The 18,491-nt window shown below is 60.5% G+C and carries 17 protein-coding genes; 6 read left to right on the top strand and 11 right to left on the bottom strand.

Annotated elements, in window-relative coordinates; all coding sequences use genetic code 11:
• Nucleotides 1-92: 92 nt before the first annotated feature.
• Nucleotides 93-1,130, top strand: coding sequence for an L-glyceraldehyde 3-phosphate reductase (gene mgrA / locus QZR30_RS10255; RefSeq protein WP_056847219.1), 1,038 nt, complete (start codon nt 93-95; stop codon nt 1,128-1,130).
• A 130-nt stretch (nt 1,131-1,260) separates the two neighbouring features.
• On the opposite strand, the gene tauD is transcribed toward mgrA, so the two are convergent.
• The 7 genes from tauD to QZR30_RS10290 all read right to left on the bottom strand — a co-directional run bounded on the left by tauD (nt 1,261) and on the right by QZR30_RS10290 (nt 9,448).
• Nucleotides 1,261-2,109 (bottom strand): taurine dioxygenase, encoded by an 849-nt coding sequence (tauD, locus tag QZR30_RS10260; RefSeq protein WP_059397489.1) that lies wholly within the window; start codon nt 2,107-2,109, stop codon nt 1,261-1,263.
• Between the two features lie 3 nt (nt 2,110-2,112).
• Nucleotides 2,113-2,949 (bottom strand): taurine ABC transporter permease TauC, encoded by an 837-nt coding sequence (gene tauC / locus QZR30_RS10265; protein WP_311903269.1) that lies wholly within the window; start codon nt 2,947-2,949, stop codon nt 2,113-2,115.
• Nucleotides 2,946-3,725, bottom strand: a complete 780-nt coding sequence (gene tauB / locus QZR30_RS10270; RefSeq protein WP_056847217.1) for a taurine ABC transporter ATP-binding subunit — start codon at nt 3,723-3,725, stop codon at nt 2,946-2,948. The genes tauC and tauB overlap by 4 nt, the downstream gene beginning before the upstream one ends.
• 17 nt (nt 3,726-3,742) lie before the next feature.
• Complete coding sequence (gene tauA / locus QZR30_RS10275; protein WP_311903270.1) at nt 3,743-4,720, bottom strand: taurine ABC transporter substrate-binding protein; 978 nt, start codon at nt 4,718-4,720, stop codon at nt 3,743-3,745.
• Between the two features lie 222 nt (nt 4,721-4,942).
• Nucleotides 4,943-6,526 carry a glutamate--cysteine ligase gene (gshA, locus tag QZR30_RS10280; RefSeq protein WP_046070418.1) on the bottom strand — a complete coding sequence of 528 codons (1,584 nt, stop codon included), beginning with the start codon at nt 6,524-6,526 and terminating at the stop codon, nt 4,943-4,945.
• A 214-nt stretch (nt 6,527-6,740) separates the two neighbouring features.
• Nucleotides 6,741-7,124, bottom strand: a complete 384-nt coding sequence (locus tag QZR30_RS10285) for a PaaI family thioesterase (protein WP_056847214.1) — start codon at nt 7,122-7,124, stop codon at nt 6,741-6,743.
• Entirely contained in the window at nt 7,124-9,448 is a 2,325-nt protein-coding gene (locus tag QZR30_RS10290) for a Tex family protein (protein ID WP_068965965.1), read from the bottom strand. Before QZR30_RS10290 ends, QZR30_RS10285 begins: the two co-directional genes overlap by 1 nt.
• 357 nt (nt 9,449-9,805) lie before the next feature.
• Here QZR30_RS10290 and ompR point away from each other — a divergent pair, with 357 nt between their 5' ends.
• Nucleotides 9,806-10,546, top strand: coding sequence for an osmolarity response regulator transcription factor OmpR (gene ompR, locus QZR30_RS10295; RefSeq protein ID WP_043047388.1), 741 nt, complete (start codon nt 9,806-9,808; stop codon nt 10,544-10,546).
• A gap of 117 nt (nt 10,547-10,663) precedes the next feature.
• Nucleotides 10,664-11,977: an ATP-binding protein gene (locus QZR30_RS10300; RefSeq protein ID WP_043047387.1), complete on the top strand. Its 1,314-nt coding sequence runs from the start codon at nt 10,664-10,666 to the stop codon at nt 11,975-11,977.
• A gap of 75 nt (nt 11,978-12,052) precedes the next feature.
• On the opposite strand, the gene rimK is transcribed toward QZR30_RS10300, so the two are convergent.
• From rimK to rimA, 3 genes are read right to left on the bottom strand one after another with little or no spacing between them, the layout of a single operon-like run.
• Nucleotides 12,053-12,958 (bottom strand): 30S ribosomal protein S6--L-glutamate ligase, encoded by a 906-nt coding sequence (gene rimK, locus QZR30_RS10305; protein WP_003187674.1) that lies wholly within the window; start codon nt 12,956-12,958, stop codon nt 12,053-12,055.
• Nucleotides 12,955-13,437: a retropepsin-like aspartic endopeptidase RimB gene (gene rimB, locus QZR30_RS10310; RefSeq protein WP_043047386.1), complete on the bottom strand. Its 483-nt coding sequence runs from the start codon at nt 13,435-13,437 to the stop codon at nt 12,955-12,957. Before rimB ends, rimK begins: the two co-directional genes overlap by 4 nt.
• 13 nt (nt 13,438-13,450) lie before the next feature.
• Nucleotides 13,451-14,230, bottom strand: a complete 780-nt coding sequence (rimA, locus tag QZR30_RS10315; protein WP_046070421.1) for a S6 modification regulatory phosphodiesterase RimA — start codon at nt 14,228-14,230, stop codon at nt 13,451-13,453.
• A 116-nt stretch (nt 14,231-14,346) separates the two neighbouring features.
• Between rimA and QZR30_RS10320 the strand changes: the two genes are divergently transcribed.
• Nucleotides 14,347-14,754 (top strand): RNA-binding S4 domain-containing protein, encoded by a 408-nt coding sequence (locus tag QZR30_RS10320; protein ID WP_056847212.1) that lies wholly within the window; start codon nt 14,347-14,349, stop codon nt 14,752-14,754.
• Nucleotides 14,755-14,888: 134 nt separating this feature from the next.
• On the opposite strand, the gene QZR30_RS10325 is transcribed toward QZR30_RS10320, so the two are convergent.
• On the bottom strand, nt 14,889-15,692 hold the full coding sequence (locus QZR30_RS10325; protein ID WP_311903271.1) for a phosphatase PAP2 family protein: 804 nt from the start codon (nt 15,690-15,692) through the stop codon (nt 14,889-14,891).
• A 124-nt stretch (nt 15,693-15,816) separates the two neighbouring features.
• On the opposite strand from QZR30_RS10325, the gene hslO reads away from it, so the two are divergent.
• Together hslO and QZR30_RS10335 are read left to right on the top strand one after the other, a co-directional pair.
• On the top strand, nt 15,817-16,719 hold the full coding sequence (gene hslO, locus QZR30_RS10330) for an Hsp33 family molecular chaperone HslO (RefSeq protein WP_046070424.1): 903 nt from the start codon (nt 15,817-15,819) through the stop codon (nt 16,717-16,719).
• 179 nt (nt 16,720-16,898) lie between these two features.
• Nucleotides 16,899-18,440, top strand: coding sequence for a phosphoenolpyruvate carboxykinase (locus tag QZR30_RS10335; protein WP_043047381.1), 1,542 nt, complete (start codon nt 16,899-16,901; stop codon nt 18,438-18,440).
• Nucleotides 18,441-18,491: the final 51 nt, after the last annotated feature.

Genomic DNA, 18,491 nt, shown 5'->3' on the forward strand with positions numbered 1-18,491 from the left:
GAAGAGGCAGACTTAAGCGATTCAGCTGCTTAAAAGGCCTGGGAATATTGATATTCCCAGGCCTTATTTGCCCCAGCTCAAGAGAGGATTCGATGACGTACATTGCTGCCGAAAACCGCTATGAATCTATCCCTTATCGCCGCGTAGGTCGCAGCGGATTAGTGCTGCCGGCACTGTCCCTGGGGCTGTGGCACAACTTTGGCGACAGCACCCCGATCGACACCCAGCGCGCCCTGCTGCGCACGGCGTTCGACCTGGGCATCAACCATTTCGACCTGGCCAACAACTACGGTCCGCCCTACGGCAGCGCCGAGATCAACTTTGGCCGCTTGCTGCGCGAAGACTTCAAGCACTATCGCGACGAATTGATCATCTCCAGCAAGGCCGGTTGGGACATGTGGCCCGGCCCCTACGGCCAGGGCGGCGGTTCGCGCAAATACATCCTGGCGAGCCTGGACCAGAGCCTGCAACGCCTGGGCGTCGACTACGTGGATATTTTTTACTCCCATCGTTTTGACCCCGACACGCCCCTGGAAGAAACCGCCAGCGCCCTCGCCACCGCCGTGCAACAAGGCAAGGCGCTGTACATCGGTATCTCGTCCTATTCCGGGGTGAAAACCCGCGAAATCGCAGCCTTGCTCAACGAGTGGAAAGTGCCGTTGCTGATCCACCAACCGGCCTACAACCTGCTCAACCGCTGGGTGGAAAAAGACCTGCTGGACACCACCGAGGAACTCGGTGCCGGGGTGATCGCCTTCACGCCGCTGGCCCAGGGCTTGCTCACCGACAAGTACCTCAACGGCGTACCGGCTGATGCACGGGTCAATCGCCCCGGTGGCGGCTCGTTGCAGGCCAAGCACTTGTCCGAGGCCAACATTGCCCACGTGCGGGCATTGAACGAAATCGCCAAGCGCCGTGGCCAGAGCCTGGCTCAACTGGCCCTGGCGTGGACATTGCGCGATCCACGGGTGACCAGCGCGCTGATCGGCGCGAGCCGGCCAGAGCAGATCATCGAGAACGTCGGGGCGTTGCAGAACTTAAGCTTCAGTGCTGAGGAACTGGCGGAGATTGATCGGTTTGCGCAGGAAGGCGGGATCAACCTGTGGGAAAAGCCGTCCACTGCTGAATAACTGACACAACGGGGTCAAAAATGTGGGAGGGGGCTTGCTCCCGATAGCAGTGGGTCAGCTACAGATGAGCTGACTGAACCACCGCCATCGGGAGCAAGCCCCCTCCCACATTTGGTTTTCAGTGTGGCGACTAGAACGGCACATCCCCAAGAATCGTCGCCCGGTGCATCACCCGCCGCTGTGGCCGGTAGTCATCCACGGCGTAATGCTGGGTCACGCGGTTATCCCAGAACGCCACGTCATTTTCCTGCCAGCGCCAGCGGAGGGTGAACTCCGGGCGTGTCGCGTGAGCAAACAGGAATTTCAAGATTGCTTCACTCTCCGCCGGCTCAAGCTCATTGATCTTGGTGGTAAAACCATCACTCACAAACAGCGACTTACGCCCGCTCACCGGATGCGTGCGCACCACGGGGTGCGACAGCGGTGGGTTTTTCCGGCGGGTTTGTTCCCAACGCGCCAGGTCTTCGGCGCTATTGCCGAAGCGCTCCAGCGGGAAGGACTTGGTGAAGTCGTGGGTGGCGGTCAGCCCAGTCAGCAGTACTTTCAATGGCTCGGACAAGGCTTCGTACGCCGCAATACCACTGGCCCACAAGGTATCGCCCCCGAACGCCGGCAATAGCTTGGCGCTGAGTACCGCGCCCAGGGCCGGAGTCGGCAGGAAGGTAACGTCGGTGTGCCACACGGCGTTGTCGCGCACGTCGGTGACGGCGGTGTCGAGGATCAGCACTTCCGGCTGTTCCGGTACGTTGGGGTAGATCGGGTGGATGTGCAGGTCGCCGAAGTGCGCCGCGAACCGCGCTTGCTGCTGCGGGGTGATTGCTTGGCCCCGGAAGAACAGCACCGAGTGGCTGAGCAGCGCCTGCTCGATGGCATCGCGATGTGCCTCGCTCAGCGGCTGGGTGATATCGACGCCACTGATCTGGGCGCCCAGGGCGGTGCTTAATGGGGTAACGGTCAGGCTGCTCAATTGAGTTCTCATCACTTAGTGTGCCTGGCCGTGCCATGGCACTAATTTACGCTGCAGGGCGCGCAGGCCCATCTCCATGGCAAAGGCGATCAGTGCGATGACCAGGATCCCCAGCACCACCACATCGGTGACCAGAAACTGCGCCGCCGACTGCACCATGAAGCCCAAGCCGCTGGTGGCTGCAATCAGCTCGGCGGCGACCAGGGTCGACCAGCCCACGCCCAGGCCGATACGTACCCCGGTGAGGATGTCGGGCAAGGCGCTGGGCAGGATCACATGGCGAATCAGTTGTGCACGGGTGGCGCCCAACGACTGAGCGGCCCGCAGCTTGGCCGGGTCGACGGTACGCACGCCGGTTGCAGTGGCGATGGCAATCGGGGCGAAGATCGCCAGGTAGATCAGCAGCACCTTGGACAGCTCGCCAATGCCGCACCAGATCACGATCAGCGGCAGATAGGCCAGGGGCGGAATCGGCCGGTAGAACTCGATCAGCGGATCGAGAATGCCACGGGCGATACGGTTGGCACCGATGGCAATGCCCACCGGAACGGCGGTCAGCACCGCAAAGCCCAGGCCCAGGCCGATACGGCTGAGGCTAGCGCCCAGGTGCTGCCACAAGGTGGAATCCATGTAGCCGGTGGTCGCCAGTAGCCAGCCTTTTTGCAGCACGGCGGACGGTGGCGGCAGGAACAGAGGTTCGATCAAGCCCGTGGCGGTCACCGCCCACCAGAGGGCGAGCAGGGCGACCAGGGTCAGGACGCTGATCCAACGCGTGCTCAGGCTGCGGCGTACCGGGACAGTGGCGTGCGCCACCGGCTTGCTGGTCGTGGCGGGAAGTTCGTAGCTGCTCATGCGTACACCTGCCGTTGGGAGAACACCTTGCCCAATACGTGCTCGCGGGTTTCGATAAAGCGCGGGTCGGACTTGATCGCCCGCGCCGACTCCCCAGCGGCATAGCGTCGGCCGAAATCCAGCTGCAGGCGTTCGACGATCTGGCCGGGGTTGGGTGCCAGCAGGATCAGGTCCGTGGCGAGGAACACCGCTTCTTCAATGTCATGGGTAATCAGGAATACCGGCTTGGCGGTGCGACGCCAGACTTGCAGCAGCAGCTCTTGCATCTGTTCGCGGGTGAAGGCATCCAGGGCGCCGAAGGGCTCGTCCATCAGCAATACCCGCGGGTCTGCCGCCAAGGCACGAGCCAGGCCGACGCGTTGCTTCTGGCCACCGGAGAGTTGCCAGATGCGGCGGCTGTCGAAGCCGGCCAGGTCTACCAGAGCGAGCATTTCACGGGCGCGGACTTCGCGCTGCGCCTTGGGCACGCCGGCCAGTTCGAGGCCGAAAGCCACATTGGCGAGCACGTCCTGCCAGGGCAGCAAGGCATCGTCTTGGAACACCACGCCGCGTTCGGCGCTGGGGCCTTTGACCGGCACACCGTCAAGGGTGATGCGCCCGGCAGACGGTTCGACGAAACCGGCAATCAGGTTCAACAGCGACGTCTTGCCACTGCCGGACGGGCCGAGAGCGACCAGCAGTTGCTGGGGCCCGAGGTCCAGGGATATGTCAGACAGTACCGGTTCCGGGGCGCCTGGGTACTGTGCGCTGATGCGCTCCAGTTGTAGCAAGGCCATCGCGATCAACTCCTGAATCAGTGGGTGATGAACTGGGCGCTGACGTAAGGGGCGTAGTCCGGCAGCACGGCGTCGACCTTGCCTTGTTCCTTGAGGAACGTAGCGGTGTCGGTGACGGCCTGGATGGTCGGTGCGCCCAGCAGGGTGACCTGGTCAGCGGCCAGCGGGTAGACGTTGCCTTGCAGCAGCAAGGGGATATCGCTGGGCTTGGCGCCTGAGAGTTTCACCAGCTTGTCGACGTTGCCTGTGTCGGCGAGCCAGGCTTGTGGGTCTTTGCGGTAGGAGGCGTAGGCATCCAGGGTGACCTTGGCGAAGGCGGTGACGATGTCCGGGTGCTTCTCGGCAAAATCCTTGCGCACAATCCAGGCATCGAAAGTCGGCGCACCGAACTTGGCCAGCTCGCCGGAGGTGATCAGCACCTTGCCGTTTTCCTTGGCTACGCCCAGGGCGGGGTCCCACACGTAGGTGGCGTCGATATCACCGCGCTTCCAGGCGGCGATGATGGCCGGCGGCGCGAGGTTGAGGATGGTGACTTTGGCCGGGTCGATGTTCCAGTGTTTCAGCGCGGCCAACAGGCTGTAGTGGCCGGTAGAAACGAAGGGTACGGCGATTTTTTTGCCGATCAGGTCCTGGGGGCTGTTGATCCCTGAACCGTTACGCGCCACCAGTGCTTCGGCGCCGCCGATCTGGGTGGCGACCAGGAAGGTTTGCACCGGCACCTTACGGGTTATCGCGGCGGTCAGCGGGCTGGAACCGAGGTAGCCGATCTGCACGTCGCCGGAGGCGATAGCGGCAATGATGTCGGCGCCATTGTCGAATTTGCGCCAGTCGATCTTGGCATGGGTGGCTTTTTCATAGGCGCCGTCGGCTTGGGCGACTTTGGCCGGGTCGACGGTGGTCTGATAAGCAATGGTCACGTCCGCCGCCTGGGCAAACAGGCTGGCACCGGCCAGGGATAACGCGGCCAACAGGCGCAGAGGGGTCAGCAGTTTCAAGGGGAAGCTCCTCAATCAGGCGGCCGAGGTTCGGCGTGTGAGGAGACTAAATGATCTAAGAACTACAAAATAAATAACTTTTTCGAATTAGCTTATGAAGCAAATTCTGCGCATGCGAGGGACCAATGTGGGAGGGGGCTTGCTCCCGATAGCGGAATGACAGTCACTGGATGATTGACTGAAAGACCGCCATCGGAAGCAAGCCCCCTCCCACACAAGCCATCAGTTGCTGATGGCGAGGATACTGGCCTGGTACGACCCGACAAACACATCGAAATCGCCCACTTCGTTCTGCTCCAGCTCCGCCTGCTGTGCCAGCGATGTGCGGGCCTGCTCTTCGAAGCGCGCCTGCTCTTGGGCAGCCAACGGCTCACGGCGGAAGTACTCGGCATGCACCTCGCTCTGATGCAGGGAGAATTGCGCAAAACTCTCCTTGCGCTCGGCCATCGCCGCCAGCACCTGGGCCGAAGGCGTCAGGGACGAATCCTTGACCTTGGCCAACTGGGCATCCAGCGCCTCGCTGTGTTCGGTGATGCCGTGACTCTCATCGAGCAGGGCGGCCAGTGGGGCAATCTTCTCCAGCAACTCGGCAGCCCATTCCTTCATGTCAACCGCCTGGCCTTCACGTTGCAATTGCAGGCCCGGACGGCGACCTTCCTTGACCACGCTGAGGAAGTTGGACGTGGCATTGCCACATTCGTTATTGGCAAACAGCGGGCTGTCGTTCAATGCGCAATACAGCAGGAACGCGTCGAGGAAACGCGACTCCGGCAGGTCGATACCCATCGGCAGGAACGGGTTGATATCCAGGCAGCGTACTTCGATGTACTGGATACCGCGGGCCATCAGCGCCTGGATCGGCCGCTCGCCGGTGTAGGTCACACGCTTGGGACGGATGTTGGAGTAGTACTCGTTTTCGATCTGCAGGATGTTGGTGTTGAGCTGCACCCACTCACCATCCTTGTGCGTGCCGACTTCGACGTATGGCGCGTAGGGTGTTGCCACCGCTTCGCGCAGGCTGTCGGTGTAGCTGGCCAAGTCGTTGTAGCAGGGCGTCAGGCCGGCCTGGGCGTTGCTCTGGTAACCCAGGTCGCTCATGCGCAGGCTGGTGGCGTAGGGCAGGTACAAAGTCTCGGCGTCGAGCACTTCCAGCTGGTGCGAACGCCCGCGCAGGAAGCCGGCGTCCAGGGCCGGCGAGGCACCGAACAGGTACATCAACAGCCAGCTGTAGCGACGGAAATTACGGATCAGCGCGATATAGGCGGTGGACTGGTAGTCGCGGTCGGTGCCGACAAATCCTTCGGCTTCCTTGAGCAACGGCCACAGCTGTTCCGGCAGCGAGAAGTTGTAGTGGATGCCGGCGATGCACTGCATGGTCTTGCCGTAACGCAGGGCCAGGCCTTTGCGGTACACATACTTGAGCTGGCCGATATTGGAGGTGCCGTAGTAGGCGATCGGAATATCTTCCTCGGCCGGTAACGGGCACGGCATCGAGGGGCTCCACAGGTATTCGCTGCCCAGCTTGGAGTAGGCAAAGCGATGGATCTTGTCCAGGCTGCCCAAGGTATCGGCCGGGTCGGGCAGGGCTGGGGTGATGAACTCCAGCAGCGATTCCGAATAGTCGGTGGTGATCTGTTCGTTGGTCAACGCAGCGCCCAAGGCTTCAGGGTGCGGCGTTTGCGCCAGGCGACCCTCGCTGGTGACGCGCAGGCATTCACGCTCGATGCCGTGCAAGCACTGCTCTAGCAGGGAGAGGTGTTCGCGCTTGCCGAGCAGGGCCAGGCGGCGGTTGAGAAGTTCGCTCAAGTTGGATTCCTTCACGCGTCAGTCGCCCCAATATGGGGGTGGGCAGGACGGTCTACAAGGGTGAAGTTGAAACTGGCGTGATCGCCTGGTTCTGAGTCGATTTAACCCGCTCTGAATATGCCGACTTCACTCCATGAATTGGGCTACAGCGCAGCGAGAAAATTCCGACGCTGTTATCGCAGCGCCGAAATTAACTCAAATCGAGGGTGGGGAGCTATAGGACAGCGAACGTGCCCTGCGCTTTTGCGACAAGTCTTTCGCCCTGGTACACGTCGGCTTCGACCACCAACGTGCGCCGCCCGGTGTGGATCACCCGGCTGGTGCACAGCACCTCACCGTCTTCCACGGCGCGGATATAGTTGATCTTGCATTCGATGGTGGCGCTCTGCTGGTCGAAACCATGGGCGCTGGAACAGGCCAGGCCCATCGTGATGTCCACCAGGCTGAAAATCGCCCCGCCATGGAGCTTGCCTGCACGGTTGCGCAGGTGCGGCTCCAGGGTCAGGGCCACCTCGGCAACGCCTTCATCCAGGCGTTGCAGGCGGCAGCCGATCAGCTCGCTGAACGCGCTCTGGGTCAAACCGGCCGGGATTTGCATCAGCGTTTCTTCAGCTGTTTGGCGTTGGCAAACAACGATGCCATGGCATTGTTGCTCGGCGCGGCCGTCGCGGTTTCCTTGCGTGGCGCGTTGTTCTGCGACTGGCGCGGTGCCGAGCCCGGACGCGCGCCACGGGCGCCGTCGATTTTCTCGCCAGGGGTGTCGCTCATGCGCATCGACAGGCCGACGCGCTTGCGCGGGATGTCGACTTCCATGACCTTGACCTTGACCACATCGCCGGCTTTCACCGCTTCGCGCGGGTCCTTGATGAATTTCTCCGAAAGCGCGGAGATATGCACCAATCCGTCCTGATGCACACCGATATCCACGAAAGCGCCGAAGTTGGTCACGTTGGTCACCACGCCTTCTAGGATCATGCCCGGTTGCAGGTCCTTGAGGTCTTCGACACCGTCCTGGAACTCAGCGGTCTTGAACTCCGGGCGTGGGTCGCGTCCAGGTTTTTCCAGCTCTTGCAGGATGTCGGTGATGGTCGGCACGCCGAAGGTTTCGTCGGTGTACTTCTTCGGGTCCAGGCGCTTGAGGAACGCGGCATCGCCGATCAGCGAACGGATATCGCGATCGGTCTCGGCGGCAATGCGCTGCACCAGGGGGTAGGCTTCCGGGTGAACTGCCGAGGCATCCAGCGGGTTGTCGCCATTCATCACGCGCAGGAAGCCGGCTGCCTGTTCGAAGGTTTTTTCACCCAGGCGTGCGACTTTTTTCAGCGCGGCGCGGGTTTTGAACGCGCCGTTCTCGTCACGGTGGCTGACGATGTTCTGCGCCAGGGTTGCGTTGAGGCCGGAAATGCGCGCCAGCAGCGCCACGGAGGCGGTGTTCACGTCCACGCCCACGGCGTTTACACAGTCTTCCACGACCGCATCCAGGCCGCGCGCCAGTTTCAGCTGCGACACGTCGTGCTGGTACTGGCCGACACCGATGGATTTAGGGTCGATCTTCACCAATTCGGCCAATGGGTCTTGCAGGCGACGGGCGATGGAGACGGCGCCACGGATCGACACGTCGAGGTCCGGGAATTCCTTGGAAGCCAGCTCCGACGCCGAGTACACCGAAGCGCCTGCCTCGGAGACCATGACCTTGGTCATCTTCATGGCTGGGTATTTCTTGATCAGTTCGGCGGCCAGCTTGTCGGTTTCACGGCTGGCGGTGCCGTTGCCGATGGCGATCAGGTCCACCGCGTGCTTGGCGCACAGGGCTGCAAGGATCGCCAGGGTCTGGTCCCATTTGTTATGTGGCACGTGGGGGTACACGGTGGCGTGGTCCAGCAGCTTGCCGGTGGCGTCGACCACAGCGACCTTGCAACCGGTACGCAGGCCCGGGTCAAGGCCCAACGTGGCACGCGGGCCGGCCGGTGCAGCCAGCAGCAGGTCGTGCAGGTTGTGGGCGAACACGTTGATCGCCTCGGTTTCAGCGCCGTCGCGCAGTTCGCCGAGCAGGTCGGTTTCCAGGTGAGTATAGAGCTTGACCTTCCAGGTCCAGCGCACGACTTCACCGAGCCACTTGTCCGCAGGACGGTTCTGATTTTGGATGCCGAATTGTTGAGCGATCATGCCTTCGCACGGGTGCATGGCGCCCGGTAGCTCCTCGCCGACTTTCAGCGAGGAGCTGAGAATACCTTCGTTGCGACCGCGGAAAATCGCCAGGGCGCGGTGGGACGGCATGCTTTTGAGCGGTTCGTCGTGCTCGAAGTAGTCGCGGAATTTGGCGCCTTCTTCCTCTTTGCCGGCGATAACACGGGCGCTGAGGATGGCTTCCTGCTTCAGGTAGGTACGCAGTTTTTCCAGGAGGCTGGCGTTTTCGGCGAAGCGCTCCATCAGGATGTACTTGGCGCCTTCGAGGGCGGCCTTGACGTCGGCGACGCCTTTTTCAGCGTTGATGAAGCGAGCGGCTTCGCTTTCCGGCGTCAGCGACGGATCGTCGAACAGGCCATCGGCCAAATCACCGAGACCGGCTTCCAGGGCGATTTGACCCTTTGTACGACGTTTCTGTTTATACGGCAGGTAAAGGTCTTCTAGGCGGGTCTTGGTGTCCGCCAGCTTGATGTCACGTTCCAGTTGAGGGGTCAGCTTGCCCTGTTCCTCGATGCTGGCGAGGATGCTGATACGCCGTTCGTCGAGTTCTCGCAGGTAGCGCAGGCGCTCTTCCAGGTGCCGCAGTTGGGTATCGTCGAGGCTGCCGGTCACTTCCTTTCGGTAACGGGCGATGAAAGGCACCGTGGAGCCTTCATCCAGTAGAGCGACGGCCGCTTCGACCTGTTGTGGGCGTACACCGAGTTCCTCGGCGATGCGGCTGTTGATGCTGTCCATATAACCACCTGAAATTCTTAAAATCAGCTCGCCAGCCCGTAAAAACAAGGCCCGGCAAGGCTGGTTGAGCGGCCCGACTGGCGCCGCTGCCTGGGTCAAGAGGCTGCCTATTGACCCTCGAAATCGAAAAAGTCACGACAAGCGGGTAAAAAAAGCCCGGCAGCAAACGGTAACGATCTGACGTTGCCCTGCACGGAGGCGCCGCATTATAACCAGCGTTCTGCCTTTGGGGGCTACTGCGCCGCAGGTGTTAGGGCGTGGGTTCGCTGGCAGTAGATGAAAAATCTGCTAACAATGCACACGGTGCGTATAACGGCAGCTACGCCATAATGCGCGCCGAGATAAGAGGAGCATCCAATGAGCAGCACCGCACAAACTGCTGAAGGCGAAAAAATTCTCATCGTTGATGACGATCCGGGGCTGAGCAGCCTTCTGGAGCGGTTCTTCAACTCCAAGGGCTACCGTGCCCGCGCGGTGCCGAACACCGAGCAGATGGATCGCCTGCTGGGGCGTGAAGTGTTCAACCTGGTCGTACTCGACCTGATGTTGCCCGGCGAAGACGGCCTCACTGCCTGCAAGCGCCTGCGCGGTGCGAACAACCTGATTCCGATCATCATGCTCACCGCCAAGGGCGATGAGCTGAGTCGTATCAAGGGCCTTGAGCTGGGTGCTGACGACTACCTGGCCAAGCCGTTCAACCCTGACGAGCTGATGGCGCGGGTCAAGGCTGTATTGCGTCGCCAGGCAGCACCTGTGCCGGGTGCACCGGGCAGCGAAGACGAAAGTGTCACCTTTGGCGACTACGAGCTGTCCCTGGCCACCCGTGAGCTCAAGCGCGGCGAAGAAGTGCACATGCTCACCACCGGCGAATTCGCAGTGCTCAAGGCCTTGGTGATGAACGCTCGCCAGCCGCTGACCCGTGACAAGCTGATGAATCTTGCCCGTGGTCGGGAGTGGGACGCTCTGGAGCGTTCCATCGACGTACAGATCTCCCGACTGCGCCGGATGATCGAGCCGGACCCGTCCAAGCCGCGGTACATCCAGACGGTGTGGGGTGTGGGTTATGTGTTCGTGCCGGATGGCACCGCTACCAAGTGACCGATGATTTGCAGGGGCGGGTATCCTGACGTTTGACTCCATGAGGGTCGACGGGATGCCCGGCGTCTGCAATTCTGCGAGCGCCGTTCGTTTCTGCAAGGTGTGCAGCTTTCATCTATGAAAACCCCGCTGTGGTTCCCGCAAAGTTTCTTTTCCCGCACCCTTTGGCTGGTGCTGATCGTCGTTCTGTTTTCCAAGGCGCTCACGCTGGTTTATCTGTTGATGAACGAAGACGTGCTGGTGGATCGGCAGTACAGCCATGGCGTCGCCCTGACGTTGCGTGGTTATTGGGCTGTAGACCCTGAGAACCGAGAAAAAGTGGCCAAGGCGTCGACCTTGACCCGGGTTGATGGTGCCGGCGTGCCGGAAGGCGAGCAACATTGGCCTTACAGCGAGATCTACCAGCGCCAGATGCAGGCCGAACTCGGAGCCGATACCGAGGTGCGCCTGCGTATGCATGTTTCGCCTGCACTGTGGGTACGAGCGCCGAGCCTGGGGGATGCCTGGATCAAGGTTCCGCTGTACCCGCACCCGCTGCGTGGGCAGAAGATCTGGAACGTCTTGGGATGGTTCCTGGCCATCGGCTTGCTTTCAACCGCGTCCGCGTGGATTTTCGTCCGTCAGCTCAACCAGCCTCTCAAGCGCCTGGTGTTTGCCGCCCGCCAATTAGGCCAGGGGCGCAGCGTGCGCCTGCCGGTCAGCGACACGCCCAGTGAAATGACCGAGGTGTACGGCGCCTTCAACCAGATGGCGGAAGATGTCGAACAGGCTGGGCGCGAGCGGGAGCTGATGCTGGCGGGGGTGTCCCATGACTTGCGTACGCCGTTGACGCGACTGCGTTTGTCCCTAGAGTTGATGGGCGACCATACCGACCTGACCGATGACATGGTCCGTGACATCGAGGACATGGACGCCATTCTCGACCAGTTCCTGGCGTTTATCCGCGATGGGCGTGATGAGGTGGTGGAAGAAGTCGACCTGACGGACCTGGTGCGTGAGGTGGTTGCGCCCTATAACCAGAACGGCGAGCAGGTGCGCATGCGCCTGGAGCCGATCCAGCCATTCGCATTGCGCCGGGTGTCGATGAAGCGCCTGCTGAACAACCTGATCGGCAATGCCTTGCATCATGCCGGTTCCGATGTGGAAGTGGCAGCGTATGTATCCGGTGACAGTACTGCACCTTACGTAGTGCTGAGTGTGATGGACCGCGGCGCGGGGATCGACCCGGCTGAACTTGAGGGAATCTTCAACCCCTTTACCCGTGGCGACCGTGCCCGGGGCGGCAAGGGCACGGGCTTGGGCCTGGCGATTGTACGGCGAATTGCCTCGATGCATGGCGGTAATGTGGAGCTGCGCAACCGTGAAGAAGGCGGGTTAGAGGCGCGGGTGCGCTTGCCGCTTGGGCTGATGTTGCCTAGGGATGCGGTCTGAGTGGTGACATAAATCTAATGTGGGAGGGGCAAGCCCCCTCCCACATTGGTTTTATGTTGGGCCTAAAATAGGTTTTTAGCCTTTGCCCTTGGTCCGAGTCATATTCGGCCCGCCGTTCTTCTCCAGATGCTGAATGATGATCCCCGCCACATCCTTGCCGGTGGTGGTCTCTATCCCTTCCAGGCCCGGCGAGGAATTCACTTCCATCACCAGCGGCCCATGGTTGGAGCGCAGGATATCCACCCCCGCTACACTCAAACCCATCACCTTGGCCGCCCGTAGCGCAGTCATGCGTTCTTCCGGGGTGATCTTGATCAGGCTGGCGCTGCCGCCACGGTGCAGGTTGGAGCGGAACTCACCGGGCTTGGCCTGGCGCTTCATGGCTGCAATCACCTTGTCGCCCACCACGAAGCAGCGGATATCCGCACCGCCGGCTTCCTTGATGTATTCCTGCACCATGATGTTCTGCTTGAGGCCCATGAATGCCTCGATGACTGACTCCGCCGCCGTCGCAGTTTCACATAGCACTACGCCGATGCCCTGGGTGCCTTCCAGCACCTTGATCACCAGCGGCGCGCCGTTGACCATCTCGATCAGGTCGGGAATGTCATCCGGGGAGTGGGCAAAGCCTGTGACTGGCAGGCCAATACCCCGGCGTGACAGCAATTGCAGCGAACGCAGCTTGTCCCGTGAGCGTGCAATGGCCACGGATTCATTCAGGGGAAATACCCCCATCATTTCAAACTGGCGCAATACCGCGCAGCCATAAAACGTCACCGAGGCGCCGATACGCGGGATCACCGCATCGAAGCCTTCCAGGGGTTTGCCCCGGTAGTGGATCTGCGGTTTGTGGCTGGCAATGTTCATGTAGGCACGCAACGTGTCGATCACCACCATTTCATGGCCACGTTCGGTGCCGGCCTCGACCAGGCGGCGGGTGGAATACAGACGCGGGTTTCGCGACAGCACAGCAATCTTCATGCAGCACCTGGGGCAGAAATAGTGGAGACCGGGAACACCGGCTTGTCTTGAACGTACTTGACGCCGGGGCTGACCACCAATTGGCCGTCAATCAAGGCTTTGGAACCGAGCAGCAGGCGATAGCGCATGGCCTTGCGGCAGGCGAGGGTGAACTCCACCCGCCACACCCGATCGCCCAGCGCCAGGGTGGTACTGATCACGTAGCGCACCTGCGCATGACCGTTGGAGCTCTTGATGGTTTTCATCGTCACCAGGGGCGCTTCGCAGCGGCGGTGACGCAACTGCACCACGCTGCCAAGGTGCGCGGTAAAGCGCACCCACTGTTCACCGTCGCGCTCGAAGGGCTCGATATCGGTGGCGTGCAGGCTTGAGGTGCTGGCACCGGTGTCGATCTTCGCGCGCAGGCCAGCCACTCCCAGGTCGGGTAGTGCCACCCACTCACGCAGACCCACAACGGTCAAATGGTCAAATGTCTTCAATATGGGTAACCGGTTAATTCGCCCATGCCTGAGGAGAGACCTCGGCCAAGGCTTTGAATGCGGGCCTGGCGAACCAGTAGCCCTGCATCAGAAATATTCCGCAGTCGGACAGGAAGTCGCGCTCGCCGGCACTTTCGATGCCCTCGGCGATGACAGTAACCCCCAACTGCTCACAGATTGTGACAATCCCCTGGACGATCACCTGGCGGACACGGTCCTGGTCGACATCGCGGATCAGTGCCATGTCGAGCTTGATCAAGTCAGGTTGGAAATCGGCCAGCAGATTAAGCCCCGAATAGCCCGCGCCGAAATCGTCGATGGCGGTCATGAAGCCGAATTCGCGGTATTCACGCAGAATATTGGTCAAATGGCGATAGTTATCTACGTGCTCGTGTTCCAGGGTCTCGAAGATCAGCCGATCCAGAGGAAAGTTATGCGCCCGCGCCGCCTCCAAAGTGCTGCGAATACACAGTTCAGGCCGGTATACGGCATTCGGCATGAAATTGATGGACAGGCGGGTTTGCATTCCCAAGGCAGAAGCCCCGGCGATAGCCTCGGTGCGGCAGCGCTGGTCGAAGCGATACCGGTTGCTTTCATTGACCCGCTCCAGCACCGACAGTGCGCCTTCGCCATGCGTGCCTCGCACCAGGGCTTCGTGGGCGAAAATAGAATGATCGCGAAGGTCTACGATAGGCTGGTAGGCGAAAGCGAAATCAAAGCCCAGGGGCTCGCTTTGCTGGCAACCCACGCACCGCTGGCCAGGCGAGGTGAGTGAAACGGGAAAGTCGGTCACAGCGGATCCTCGCGAAATCAGGGTACTACTTGGCGTATCTTAGGTGAGCCTTGGGGTTTATGCGTCGAAGGGTTTCAACGGTAAAGTTGCGACATTTTTCAGAGCGAGGAATTCAAGTGGCTCAAAAGCAAGAAGAGGAAGAAAAGGTCCGGCTGGACAAGTGGTTATGGGCGGCGCGGTTCTATAAGACTCGGGCCCTGGCCAAGGCCGCTATCGAGAGTGGCAAGGTGCACCATCGAGGCGAGCGCTGCAAGCCGGGCAAAGAGCCGCGTATCGGTGATGAGTTTCAGATTCGTACAGGTTTTGATGAAAAGACTGTCGTGGTGCAGGCGCTTTCTGCCGTACGCCGTGGGGCACCCGAAGCGCAGGCGCTGTACACCGAAACCGAAGCGAGTATCGCCAAGCGCGAAAACGCCGCGGCCATGCGCAAGGCCGGGGCGACCGGCATGACCACCGATGGCAAGCCAAGCAAGAAGCAGCGCCGCGATCTATTCAAGTTCCGCGGCAGCGGCAACGACGATTGATTACGAATCTCCTGCCGGCAGCGGATCAAAATGTGGGAGGGGGCTTGCTCCCGATAGCAGAGTGTCAGCCAATACACTTGTGACTGAGCCACTGCAAATCGGGAGCAAGCCCCCTCCCACATTAACCCGCGCATTTAAGGAGCGGTGCGCATGACACTCAATCGCCCGATCACCGGCAGTTTGCCCAGCAACCTGAACACCGGCGCAGTTACCCGCAACAGGAACCCCGACACCTTTGCGGCAAACGGCGTGTAATACCCCCACCCCAGCGCCAACAGCGCCAGCAGCACCCCACCGATATAATCGTCCTGGCCCCAGTGTGCGCCGGCAACCAGTCGCGGCGTCATGAACAACAGCGCCAGGCCCCAGATCACCAGCACCTGGCTGACGCGCTTGGCAAACACCGTCATGAACATGCCCCAGATCAACAGCACCGAAGCGTGATCGCCGGGGAAGCTCTGGCTTGAGCGGTCCTTCAACTCCCAGGTTTTTTCCAGCCCAGGGAAAAAATCACTCATTTGAATCGCGCCGCTGATCACCATCGACGGGCTGCTGTGTTGCCAGTCCATGTGGGCCGCGAGCTTGGAGAACAGCATGCGGATAAACAGCAACAGCAGCAGGATGCCGAGGAAGCCAAAAAACGCTTGGCGTACCTGTACGGCCTTGAACACCCAATCGCCGCGAATCAGCAACGCCAGCAAAATCACGCCGACCACCGCATCAAATGGCCGCAGGCTGGCCACGGCCCACACATGCAGCCAGGTCGAGCTGGTCGCCAGCGGGTCATTAAGCAGATGAAACAGCCACTCGTCGAAAATCACACAGAGCATCTGGCCCGTGGGCCACAGCCAAAAACACAGCAGCCCGATAGCGAGTAGATTGCAAAGAGCCCATCGCCGGAGGTTCCAGTTGGCTTGGAACAAACCCGGATTGTTCATAAACTGTCCCTCATCGCTCTATTAAGCTCCTTGTTTTCAGGAGAAGTCGCACCAACATGGTGCTAAAGCGTTTAATTTTATAAACCTTGTAATCATTTTGTCATCACTTCAGATACCCAGACCTATGACCGATCTACCGGATACCGACTTCACCCAACGATTTATCTTCGATGAGAGCGACGCCCGCGGCGAGATGGTCTCGTTGGAGCGCAGCTATGCCGAAGTCCTCGCTAAACATGCCTATCCGGAGCCGGTCGCGCAGTTGCTCGGTGAGCTGATGGCCGCTGCGGCGCTGCTGGTTGGCACGATGAAGTTCGACGGCTTGCTGATCTTGCAGGCTCGCTCCGAAGGGCCGATCCCCATGCTGATGATCGAGTGCTCCAGCGAGCGCGAAATCCGCGGCCTGGCCCGATATGAAGCTGACCAGATCGCTGCGGACGCCACCCTGGCCGACCTGATGCCCAATGGCGTACTGGCCCTCACTGTCGACCCGACCGAAGGCCAGCGCTACCAGGGCATCGTCGACCTTGATGGCAAAACCCTGTCGGAATGCTTCACCAACTACTTCGTGATGTCCCAGCAAGTGGGCACCAAGTTCTGGCTTAACGCAGACGGCAAGCGCTCCCGTGGCTTGCTGGTGCAACAACTGCCGGCCGACCGCATCAAGGATGACGATGATCGCGCTGAAAGCTGGCGGCATATCATCGCCCTGGCCGACACGTTGAAGGCCGAAGAGCTGCTGGGCCTGGACAATGAAACCATCCTTCACCGCCTGTACCATGAAGAGGCCGTGCGCCTGTTTGATGCACAGGGGCTGCGCTTCAATTGCAGTTGCTCGCGCGAGCGTTCGGCCAATGCCTTGGTGAGCCTGGGCCTGGAAGATGCGCAAAACCTGGTGGTGGAACACGGCGGCCATATCGAGATCGACTGCCAGTTCTGCAACGAGCGTTATCTGTTCGATGCCGCGGATGTAGCCCAATTATTCGCCGGAGCAGGTATCGACACCCCTTCCGACACCCGCCACTAAAACGTTTAAGCACAGGTAAATTACCTGTCGAATGCCGGATTAGAGGCGTTCTGACGGGAGGGCCCTACTCTTTTTGGGCTTTTCTGGCATAATCCGGCCCACTTTTTTCGCGGTAGTAGTGCGCAACTTTCTACTACAAAACGTTTGGAGCACTCGGCCATAGGCCGACGGGGAACCTCATGACGCAAGCCAATAACGCCGTATACACCGATCTGAGTGTTGACGATCTGGTCAAAGAAGCCCTGCAGCGCGGTGAAGGCGTGCTTGCCGATACTGGCGCGCTGGTCGTAGAAACCGGTCATCGTACCGGGCGTTCGCCGGTTGACCGTTTCATCGTTGAAGAGCCTTCCACCCAGGACGCCATTGCCTGGGGCCCGATCAACCGCAAGTTCCCGGCCGACAAGTTCGATGCCCTCTGGGCTCGCGTCGAGGCGTTCAACAACGCGCAAGAGCATTTTGTGTCCCACGTGCATGTAGGTGCTTCCGAAGACCACTACCTGGCCGTGAAAATGACCACCCAGACTGCCTGGCAGAACCTGTTCGGTCGTTGCCTGTTCATCAACCCGGCCCAGTACAACCCGGCCGGTCGTGAAGAGTGGCAAGTGCTCAACGTGGCCAACTTCGAGTGCGTGCCAGAGCGTGACGGCACCAACTCCGACGGTTGCGTGATCCTCAACTTCGCCCAGAAAAAAGTGCTGATCGCCGGCATGCGTTACGCCGGTGAAATGAAAAAGGCCATGTTCTCGGTGCAGAACTTCCTGCTGCCGGCCTCCGATGTATTGCCGATGCACTGCGCCGCCAACATTGGCGAAGCAGGCGACGTGACCCTGTTCTTCGGCCTGTCCGGCACCGGCAAGACCACCCTGTCCGCCGACGAAAGCCGTTACCTGATCGGTGACGACGAACACGGTTGGGGCGAAGGCGTGGTGTTCAACATCGAAGGCGGTTGCTATGCCAAGTGCATCGACCTGTCGGAAAAGAACGAGCCGGTTATCTGGAAAGCCATCAAGCACGGTGCCGTGCTGGAAAACGTGGTGATCGACGATGCCAAGCACGCCGACTACGCGGACGTCAGCCTGACCCAGAACAGCCGTGCCGCCTACCCGCTGGAGCACGTTGCCAAGCGTTCCGAGAAGAACCTGGGCGGCGAGCCAAACGCAGTGATCTTCCTGACCTGCGACCTGACCGGCGTACTGCCGCCAGTGTCGATCCTCAGCGAAGAACAAGCGGCCTACCACTTCCTGTCCGGCTACACCGCGTTGGTAGGCTCGACTGAAATGGGTTCCGGCAGCGGTATCAAGTCGACCTTCTCCACCTGCTTCGGCGCCCCGTTCTTCCCACGCCCGGCTGGCGAATACGCAGAGCTTTTAATCAAGCGTATCCGTGGTTTCGGCTCCAAGGTCTACCTGGTCAACACCGGCTGGACCGGCGGCGGCTACGGCGTTGGCAAGCGCTTCAACATCCCGACTACTCGCGGCGTGATCGCCGCGATCCAGAGCGGCGCGTTGATCGGTGCGCAAACTGAACACCTCGACACCATCAACCTCGACGTGCCATTGGCCGTACCGGGCGTTGAAACCGGCCTGCTGAACCCACGTAACACCTGGGCTGACAAAGCCGCCTACGACGAAGCGGCGAAAGCGCTGGCTGGCCTGTTCATCGAGAACTTCAAGAAGTTTGAAGTGAGCGATGCGATCAAGGCTGCGGGTCCTAAGTTGTAAGACTTAGCTGTTGTGAAAAAGCCGCCTCCTGTAGGCGGCTTTTTTGTACGC

Source organism: Pseudomonas sp. rhizo25, from assembly GCF_031931935.1.
In the GTDB taxonomy this organism is placed as follows: domain Bacteria; phylum Pseudomonadota; class Gammaproteobacteria; order Pseudomonadales; family Pseudomonadaceae; genus Aquipseudomonas; species Aquipseudomonas synxantha.